The sequence below is a fragment of the Bathymodiolus heckerae thiotrophic gill symbiont genome, assembly GCF_900180345.1.
Lineage (GTDB): Bacteria > Pseudomonadota > Gammaproteobacteria > PS1 > Pseudothioglobaceae > Thiodubiliella.
This window is the reverse complement of record NZ_FXLV01000054.1, coordinates 1-8,967: the sequence shown is the minus strand read 5'-3', so window position 1 is coordinate 8,967 and position 8,967 is coordinate 1. Positions and strand designations below refer to the sequence as shown.

Annotated in this window: 12 protein-coding genes and 1 pseudogene; 10 read left to right on the top strand and 3 right to left on the bottom strand. The window is 38.6% G+C overall.

All coding sequences use genetic code 11. The features are described 5' to 3' along the window. Nucleotides 1-196, top strand: a 196-nt coding sequence (locus CRYPD_RS06645) for a transposase (RefSeq protein WP_171004370.1), incomplete at its 5' end; no start/stop codon positions are given. A gap of 164 nt (nt 197-360) precedes the next feature. Here CRYPD_RS06645 and CRYPD_RS06640 read toward each other — a convergent pair. Then, nucleotides 361-876, bottom strand: coding sequence for a DsrE/DsrF/DrsH-like family protein (locus CRYPD_RS06640; RefSeq protein ID WP_138146809.1), 516 nt, complete (start codon nt 874-876; stop codon nt 361-363). A gap of 28 nt (nt 877-904) precedes the next feature. Further along, nucleotides 905-1,129: a sulfurtransferase TusA family protein gene (locus CRYPD_RS06635; RefSeq protein ID WP_138146808.1), complete on the bottom strand. Its 225-nt coding sequence runs from the start codon at nt 1,127-1,129 to the stop codon at nt 905-907. A 111-nt stretch (nt 1,130-1,240) separates the two neighbouring features. On the opposite strand from CRYPD_RS06635, the gene CRYPD_RS06630 reads away from it, so the two are divergent. After that, a complete protein-coding gene (locus tag CRYPD_RS06630; protein ID WP_138146807.1) occupies nt 1,241-2,569 on the top strand; it encodes a M48 family metalloprotease in 1,329 nt (442 codons plus the stop codon). Here the strand turns inward: CRYPD_RS06630 and rpiA are convergent. After that, a complete protein-coding gene (gene rpiA / locus CRYPD_RS06625) occupies nt 2,559-3,218 on the bottom strand; it encodes a ribose-5-phosphate isomerase RpiA (protein WP_138146806.1) in 660 nt (219 codons plus the stop codon). The genes CRYPD_RS06630 and rpiA overlap by 11 nt on opposite strands. Before the next feature lie 42 nt (nt 3,219-3,260). Here rpiA and rdgB point away from each other — a divergent pair, with 42 nt between their 5' ends. From rdgB to CRYPD_RS06585, 8 genes and pseudogenes are all read left to right on the top strand, one after another. Continuing rightward, on the top strand, nt 3,261-3,842 hold the full coding sequence (gene rdgB / locus CRYPD_RS06620; protein WP_138146805.1) for an RdgB/HAM1 family non-canonical purine NTP pyrophosphatase: 582 nt from the start codon (nt 3,261-3,263) through the stop codon (nt 3,840-3,842). Then, entirely contained in the window at nt 3,839-4,939 is a 1,101-nt protein-coding gene (gene hemW, locus CRYPD_RS06615) for a radical SAM family heme chaperone HemW (protein ID WP_138146804.1), read from the top strand. The genes rdgB and hemW overlap by 4 nt, the downstream gene beginning before the upstream one ends. A 58-nt stretch (nt 4,940-4,997) precedes the next feature. Then, complete coding sequence (gene argB / locus CRYPD_RS06610; RefSeq protein ID WP_138146803.1) at nt 4,998-5,876, top strand: acetylglutamate kinase; 879 nt, start codon at nt 4,998-5,000, stop codon at nt 5,874-5,876. Continuing rightward, nucleotides 5,869-6,717 carry a dihydroorotate dehydrogenase electron transfer subunit gene (locus tag CRYPD_RS06605; RefSeq protein ID WP_138146802.1) on the top strand — a complete coding sequence of 283 codons (849 nt, stop codon included), beginning with the start codon at nt 5,869-5,871 and terminating at the stop codon, nt 6,715-6,717. Before argB ends, CRYPD_RS06605 begins: the two co-directional genes overlap by 8 nt. Continuing rightward, on the top strand, nt 6,714-7,352 hold the full coding sequence (locus CRYPD_RS06600) for a YggS family pyridoxal phosphate-dependent enzyme (protein WP_138146801.1): 639 nt from the start codon (nt 6,714-6,716) through the stop codon (nt 7,350-7,352). Before CRYPD_RS06605 ends, CRYPD_RS06600 begins: the two co-directional genes overlap by 4 nt. Before the next feature lie 119 nt (nt 7,353-7,471). After that, a complete protein-coding gene (locus CRYPD_RS06595) occupies nt 7,472-8,185 on the top strand; it encodes a complement resistance protein TraT (protein ID WP_138146800.1) in 714 nt (237 codons plus the stop codon). A gap of 75 nt (nt 8,186-8,260) precedes the next feature. Continuing rightward, complete coding sequence (locus CRYPD_RS06590; RefSeq protein WP_138146799.1) at nt 8,261-8,749, top strand: asparaginase domain-containing protein; 489 nt, start codon at nt 8,261-8,263, stop codon at nt 8,747-8,749. 71 nt (nt 8,750-8,820) lie between these two features. Next, a pseudogene (locus tag CRYPD_RS06585) lies at nt 8,821-8,967 on the top strand (IS1595-like element ISBaz1 family transposase); the annotation flags it as partial.

The following is an 8,967-nucleotide window of genomic DNA, read 5'->3' as shown; positions in this document are numbered from 1 at the left end:
CATTCGTTATATCGTAGAACGCACTTTTGGCTTGCTAAAACTTCATCACGGTTTAGGCAAGGCAAGATACCTTGGACTAGAGAGAAACAAAACCAGAGTACAACTGATTGCCATGAGTCATAACCTTAAAACTGGCATGAATATTTTTAAAGAAATGCAGCGATTAAAAAGCCTAAGGGATTATTACATCCAGTGAGTAAAAAAGGCTAAAAAGAGAGAAATAAGGCTAAAAAAATCAGACAAACAAGGTGTTTTTTAGATTTTTATGGAAAAATACGGAAATTTTGAGCTATTTTTTTTTGAAAAATTGCAAGGGTTGAAAATAGGATGGGGAATTATGAATTATGCAAAGGTCTCTACTTACATATAAAGGTTATGGTTTGAGCCATCACATTCATCAAAATAAGTCGCTGCACCTGCAAATTCAACGCCATCAATGAAATCGTCTTTGTTGTAGCCAAATAAATCAACTGTCATCTCGCAGGCAATAAATTTAACATCAAATTCCTGACACATAGCACGCAATTCGTCTAATTTAGCAACACCATTTTTCTTCATGGTTTTCTTCATTAAATAAGTTGCTAAATGCTCTGTGAATGGCAAAGACCAAAAGATGTTTGGGATTTTAGGACCAAAATCAATTTTTTGTAACCATTTAGGCCCCATAGGGAGTTTCATTGGCATGGCAGGATTGCCCATAGGAGAGACGCGCAGTTTAGAAGTATCCTTGAGTAAAAGATTAAGTCCGTAAAAAGTAAAGAAGATAGTAACTTCTTTATCCATTGCTACGCCAGTAGAGGCGATAATGAAAGGGGGAAACGCCCAATCAAAAGTACCTTTAGTAGCGATAATCGTCATTTTTTTGTTGTCTGACACAATAAACCTCCCTGTTTAAACTTCTATTTTAAGCTTTTTCAATAGTAAAGACATATTTACCGCCGTCTTCTACTGTTGAGATAAGTTTGTTGCCTGTTTGATTGCAAAAAGCTTCAATGTCTTTTACTGAACCTGCATCAGTTGAAATTACATCTAAGATTTTCCCAGTATCCATTTTAGAAAGTGCTTTCTTAGTTTTTAAAATTGGTAATGGGCAGTTTAAGCCTGATGCGTCTAAAGTTTCGTCAGCCATTGTGAACTCCTTGTAGTTTGTTATATTAAATTAAATACATACTAGAATTATCTAATAAGTTTGACTATTTTATATCATTCACTATTGAATAGTCAAATATAATACCATCCCATGATAAAGTTTTTTTTACCCTTACTCTTAGCCCCATTTTTTGTTTTTGCATCAAGTGTTCCAGAGCTATTGTTGTCGGAATCGTTAGATGAAAAAAAACGAGGTAGGGAATTTTTACAATTAATTTGGGATACAGGCTCAGTTGTGTCTGACATTGAAATGGCGATTTATTTAAAAAAACTGGGGTATGAATTGGCAGCTTATAGTGAAAATCCCCGCAAACATTTTGGATTTTTTATCTTAAAAGACAGCAGCATTAATGCCTTTGCTGGTGCATATGGTTATATCGGTGTGCATACGGGAATGTTACTGAGTTCAGATTCTGAGTCTGAGTTGGCAGGTGTGCTCGCGCATGAGATATCCCATGTTACCCAAAATCATCTTGAGCGGTTTTCTGAGAAGGCAGGTAAGCAGTCTTATTTGATGTTGGCAGGTGTATTAGCAGCAGTATTGGTGGACAACAAAAAGGCATCAGAAGCTGTTCTCACTTCTGCTATCGCAGGCACACTACAGAAAAATATTAATTTTACCCGTGAGCATGAGTGGGAGGCAGACCGAATTGGTACTTCTATACTGAAAAAATCTGGCTTTAATCCGCAAGGAATGGCAAATTTTTTCAAAAAACTCAAAGACAGTGCCAATGCACAAGAGTTTTTGCAATCACATCCGCTAAGTATCAACCGTATTTCCGACAGTTTGCAACGATCAGCGCGTGGTTCAGGCAATTATAAAAAAGATTCTTTTGAATATATAACAGTTAAAGCCAAATTATATTATCAACAACATCAGCGGATTAAACTTGAAAAAGACAAGGCGATTGTTTATTATATGCAGGCTTATCAGGCGCTTGATAAACAAGATTATCAAGCTGCTAAACAGTATAGTGATAAGTTATTGGCAATCAATAGTGACAAATCCAGTTATATTTTAGCGGGGCGTATTGCATCTCAGTTAGGAGATATTGAGCTGGCACAGCAATATTTTAGTAAGCATAATGCAGGCGATGAAGCGAATGTGTATTATATGGCTAAAGCGTATTTGGATAATCAACAGCCTCGTTTGGGTATTGCAATTTTAAAGCCTTTTTTGAGAACAAATCAGGGCAGTTATGAGTCTTATAAACTTTTGGCGTATTTGTATTTAAAGCAAGGGGATGCTGGGCGCTCACACATTCAAAGTGCGAAAGCATTGATTGTGCAAGGTAAATTAAAAAAAGCGATTGGACATTATCAGCGTGCAAAAACGCTGGTACGCTCTCAAGATTTATACGATATTATTAACGCCAAGATTGGCGACTTACAGCAAATTCTAGATTTATCTAAGCCGTAACTACACGAACGCCTTTTGGCGTGCCAAGTAATAAAACATCCGCAGGGCTATTGGCAAATAAGCCGTTAGTTACCACACCAACAATACTGTTTAATTCAGTTTCTAATGCTTTTGGGTTGGTAATTTTTAAGTTACTAACATCTAAAATTAAGTTGCCGTTATCGGTGGTGAACTCTCTTAATTGCACAGTGCCACCTGTTCTTTTAACAATCTCACGGCTGACATAGTTCGCACTCATTGGGATGACTTCTACAGGCAAAGGGAATTTGCCCATCACACCTACCAGTTTGGATTCATCTGCGATGCAGATAAACTTATCTGCCACACTGGCTACAATTTTTTCACGAGTGAGCGCACCGCCACCACCTTTAATCAGGTTAAGCCCATCGTCTGACTCATCAGCGCCATCAATATAAACTGACATTTTCTCAATATCATTTAAATCAAACACTTCAATACCGTGTGATTTTAATCGCTGGGCTGTTGCCTCAGAACTTGCCACTGTGCCTTTTATTTTGTTTTTCATTGTTGCCAAAGCATCAATGAAAAAATTAGCCGTTGAGCCAGTGCCAACGCCTATAATAGTATCTTCAACGACATAATTTAATGCCTCAATTGCTACCGCTTGTTTCATTTCATCTTGTGTCATAATCTTTTTTGAATAATTTAAATTGATAAATCATTATACACTATGCGAAAAATCATCTTAGCCAGCAACAATCAAGGAAAAATTAAAGAGTTTAATGCCATGCTTGAAGGCGTTTATGAAGTCGTGTCAATGAACGATATGAAGGTTGAAGAAGTGCCTGAGACTGGGCGTACTTTTGTAGAAAACGCCTTGACCAAGGCACGCAATGCCTCTGAACAATCGGGCTTGTCAGCTTTGGCAGATGACTCTGGTATTGTGGTTGATGCACTTGGTGGTGCGCCAGGGATTTACTCGGCACGATATGCAGGCAATTACGGCGACGATGAGGCTAATATACAAAAATTATTAAAGGCAATGCAAGATGTCAACGAAGGCAAACGAAGTGCTAGATTTTGGTGTGCAATTGTGTTTGTTGAGTCTGCCAATGATCCAACGCCTGTTATTATCCAGCGAGGCTGGGAGGGTGAGATTTTGCGTGAAAAAGTTGGCGAAAATGGTTTTGGCTATGACCCTATTTTTTATTTACCAACACAGGGATGTACTTCTGCTGAATTGGCACCTGAGATTAAAAATACGATTTCACATCGTGCTTTAGCACTGCAAGATTTACTTGCTCAGCTGTGATTCTACCGCCACTTTCGCTATATATTCACTATCCTTGGTGTGTTAAAAAATGCCCCTATTGTGATTTTAATTCGCACCAGCAACACAGCGAAAATGACATAGCTTATATGCAAGCAGTGTTGGCAGATTTAAAAAATCAGCTGCATTGGGTGCGGGGGCGAGAAATTCAAACGATTTTTATTGGTGGTGGCACACCAAGTTTGTGTTCTATTGAAGCGATGAATGCGTTGTTTACAGGTTTGAGAACAATGCTAGATTTTGCCAAGAACATTGAAATTACGCTGGAAGCCAATCCTGGCGCGAGTGATGGCAAAAAATTTAGCGAATTGTATGCGTTGGGGGTTAATCGTTTATCTATTGGTGTGCAGTCTTTTGATGACAGGCATTTGAAAAACTTAGGCAGGATACATTCAAGCCATCAAGCCATCAAAACCGTGCAACAAGCACAAATAGCAGGATTTGATAATATTAATATTGATTTAATGTTTGGTTTTGAGGAGCAACGAGTTGATGAATGCTTGAACGATGTTAAGCAAGCGATTGCACTTAATCCAGCGCATATTTCCTTTTATCAACTAACCATCGAGCCAAATACTCTTTTTGCCAAATGCCCGCCAAAACTTTCACAAGAAGAAAACTGGGAAATGCAAACGCAGGGGCATCAATTACTAGAGCAGGCGGGTTTTGATCAGTATGAGGTGTCGGCGTTTTCACAGCGACCTGCTAAACACAATTTAAATTATTGGCAATTTGGTGATTATTTGGGGATTGGCGCTGGCGCACACGGCAAGATAACCACAGATGATAAAATTATGCGTACAGTGCAATCAAAATCACCCAAGGATTTCATTGAGAATAATCAAAGTAAAACAACCACAGTAGAACAAGTCAGTTTTGAATTTATGTTAAACGCATTACGGCTCAAAGCAGGTTTTGAGCCCGATTTATTTATGCAAAGAACAGGACTAACACTCAAAGACATAGAGGTGCCATTACAAAAAGGTTTTGATTTGGGGTTATTAAGCCAAAAAGGTAATATCAAAACCACCCAAAAAGGCTTTGATTTTCTAAATGATTGCCAAGCATTGTTTTTGTGATTTTTGGCACGGGTTATTGGTAAAATGGTAATTTAATAAACTTCGTATAGTAACAATTATGTCTGATAGTGCATATAACATTGCCAGCGTTTTAACCGAGGCACTGCCGTATATTCAAAAATTTCAAGGCAAGACCATTGTCATTAAATATGGCGGTAACGCCATGGTGGACGAGAAGCTAAAATCTAGCTTTGCACGAGATATTGTGCTGATGAAATCGGTCGGTATGAATCCAATTGTAGTGCATGGCGGCGGACCACAAATCGGCAAAACTTTAGAGAAAATCGGCAAACAAAGTGAATTTATTGGCGGTATGCGTGTAACCGATAGCGAAACCATGGATGTGGTGGAGATGGTTTTAGGCGGCTTGGTGAATAAAGAGATTGTGAATTTGATTCATCAGCATGGCGGGCATTCAATCGGGTTAACGGGCAAAGATGGCAGCCTAATCTCTGCGAAAAAATTAAAGCATGATATTGAGCCTACTTCTGAAATTATTGATTTAGGACATGTGGGCGAGGTGGATAAGATTGATACTTCGGTGATTGATTTATTGCTTAAGGGTGATTTTATTCCTGTGATTGCACCTATTGGCGTGGGTAAAGATGGTTTTTCTTATAATATCAACGCAGATTTAGTGGCAGGTGCAATTGCCGAGGCGCTGGATGCTGAGAAGTTAATCTTGCTGACTAATACACAAGGTTTATTGAACAAGCATGATGAGTTAATGACTGGGCTGGATGCCAAAATGGTGGGCAGTTTGATTAAAGATGGTACTATTCATGGCGGTATGTTGCCAAAGATTGGCTGCGCCTTGTCGGCGGTTAAAAATGGGGTTGAATCTACACATATTATTGATGGGCGAGTTTCTCATGCAGTGCTTTTAGAGGTGTTTACTGATAACGGTGTCGGCACTTTGATTACTGCTGATGAATAGAAGCACCATTCAGGTTGTTGATTGTCAAATTCTGGCGCATTATCAATTTGAGAGTGCACAGTTTATTTTAACGCTGGCATCAGACAGTATCGCCCAAAAAACCAAGCCAGGGCAGTTTGTGCATATTACGGTCTCAGATGCGTTGGCAATGAGGCGACCGATTTCTATTATGTCGGTGGATGCGAAAAATGGCACTTTTGATTTGCTTTATAAGGTGGTGGGTGAGGGCACTCGTCAATTATCTGAGCGTAAAGTGGGCGATGTGCTGTCCATTATTGGCCCGATTGGTAATGGTTTTAAACTTACTGATAAAAAATTACCCTTGTTGATTGGCGGCGGCGTAGGTATGCCACCAATGATTGCGATTGCACAGCAAATCAAAGACACTGATTATGACCCGTTTGTTATTTTAGGCTCAGAAGTGCCGTTTCCATTCACGCCAGAGTTAAGCAAAATGGGTAATCCTTGTCCAAAAGTAAGCCACACTATGCCTTTGCTAGAGGGCTGGGGCGTGGCGTGTAGGCTTGCTAGTTTGCAAGGCTATGAAGGGGTGTTTAAAGGTTTTGTTACAGATCTAGCACGCACATATTTAGACGCATTGTCTGTTGAAGACTTGGTGCAAGTTGAAGTATATGCTTGTGGTCCACACCCAATGCTTGAAGCAGTGGCTAATTTGGCTAAAGAATATAATTTGCCTTGTCAGGTTTCGTTGGAGGAATATATGGCGTGTGCAGTGGGCGGTTGTGCAGGTTGTGTGGTAAAAGTGCAAACGAATCAAGGCGTGGCAATGAAGCGAGTTTGTGTTGATGGGCCTGTTTTTGATGTTACAACCGTGTTTTGATTAAAGACAATCTAAGGCAAGTCCAACGACGCATTAAAGCCGTTGATAAAAACCAACAAGTAACCCTGATTGCTGTTAGCAAAACCAAGCCTATTAGTGATTTACAGCAGGCAATTGATATCGGACAACACCATTTTGGCGAAAATTATCTGCAAGAAGCGTTAGATAAAATTAAAGCGTTAGAAAATCAAAATCTAATCTGGCATTTTATTGGCGCAATTCAATCTAACAAAACCTCACAAATCGCACAGAATTTTGACTGGGTACACAGTGTTGATAGGCTTAAAATTGCCAAACGACTTAATCAACAGCGATCTGATAATTTGACAAAACTCAATGTTTTGTTGCAAATCAATATTGACAATGAGCCGACTAAATCAGGCATTTTCCCTAAACAAATTGATGACATTATTGTGCATTTTTCCACTTTACCAAATCTCACATTAAGAGGCTTTATGTGTATTCCCAACCCCGATAATGCCAAGCAAAGTTTTGCCAAAATGGCAAACATACTCAAAAAATATCCAAATTTAGACACGCTATCAATGGGTATGAGTCACGATTTAGAATTGGCCATTGAAAATGGCGCAACTTTTGTGCGCATCGGCACAGATATATTTGGCAAAAGAGGCTAGACTAATAAATAGAGATGGGCTGATAAATATTTGGTATAATTTTGTGTCTAAATTAGTGGTTAAATAATCATCCTCGCATTTAATTACTTCCTAATTTTGAGGGTTTTTTGGAGAAAGAAATGAAAAAAATAGCAGGTTTAATGGTAATGCTAATGGTGGTTATGGGTTTAACAGGTTGTGCCGCTACCACAATGATTAAGAAGGGAGATTTAGATACTCAGACTAAGATGAGCGCAACAATTTTCTTAGAACCAGTATCGCAAAAGAAGAGAGTGGTTTTTGTTAATATTCGCAATACATCAGACAAAGATTTAAATATTGCAGCTAGAATCAAAAATACATTGGCTGGTAGAGGTTACACGCTAACACAAGATCCTGATGAGGCTAATTTTATGCTGCAAGCTAATATCTTAAAAGTTGGAAAATCAGATGCAAGAGCGTCAGCAGATGCTTTATCTGGTGGTTTTGGCGGTGCACTGCTTGGTAGTGCTATAGGCGGTAGTGGCAACTCTGCAAATAATGCTGCCATAGTAGGCGGTATACTTGGTTTTATCGGCGATGCAATGGTAGCAGATATTTACTATACTATGATTACCGATATTCAAGTTAAGGAAAGACCGCTGGCTGGTGAGGTTATCAACCAGAAACAAAATACCAGTATTGAACAAGGAACTGGAGCTAAACTGACGCAAAATGTATCGGGCGGGCAGGTTAACTGGAAGACATATCGAACTCGCATTGTTAGCACAGCAAACAAGGTGAACTTAAAGTTTGATGAGGCATTAAAACCATTAGAAAATGGCTTGGTTCGTTCTATTAGTGGTATTTTTTAAAACCATTGACTAAGTAAACAAAACAACCGTCTTTCTTGGCGGTTGTTTTGTTTTAAAACACTTGAATTTATTATTATGAAAATCAAAGTTTTAATTACAGGCGGTACAATTGACAAACAATACAACCCTCTAACGGGCGAGTTGTCATTTGAGCAGACGCAACTTGTTGATATGCTCAATCGTGTGCACTCAATGGCAGATACCTTGTCAGAAGTGTTGTTTTTGAAAGATTCGCTAGAGATAACGGATGATAGTCGAGCGTTGATTTTGTCCAAATGTCTTGTGTGCAAAGAAGATGCCATCTTAATCACGCATGGTACGGATACTATGGTGGAAACTGCTAAGTTGTTAGGTAAGAATATTCACGATAAAACCATTGTATTATTTGGGGCAATGGTGCCTTATTCAATCAATCAATCGGATGCGTTGTTTAATTTAGGCTTTGCCCTAAGTAGTGTGCAAACTCAGAAATTTGGTGTTTATATTGCGATGAACGGGCAATTGTTTGATTTTGACAAGGTGCAAAAAAATAAGGCATTAGGTGTTTTTGAAAACATCTTATAATGTTCCGTAATGCATAAAAAAATAGGGTCATAACAACTTAAGCATATTTAAAATCATGTTAAAGTACCGTTATGAAAGTAAAAAACAAGTATGTAAATCGTTCCCGTATTTAAGAGAAGAAATTTAGAGAAATAATTAAGTATTTTTCTCTTGATTTGAACGCAGTTCAAATCAAGGAATTAACAGGATTGAGCAGACAAACAATCAACAAATATTTA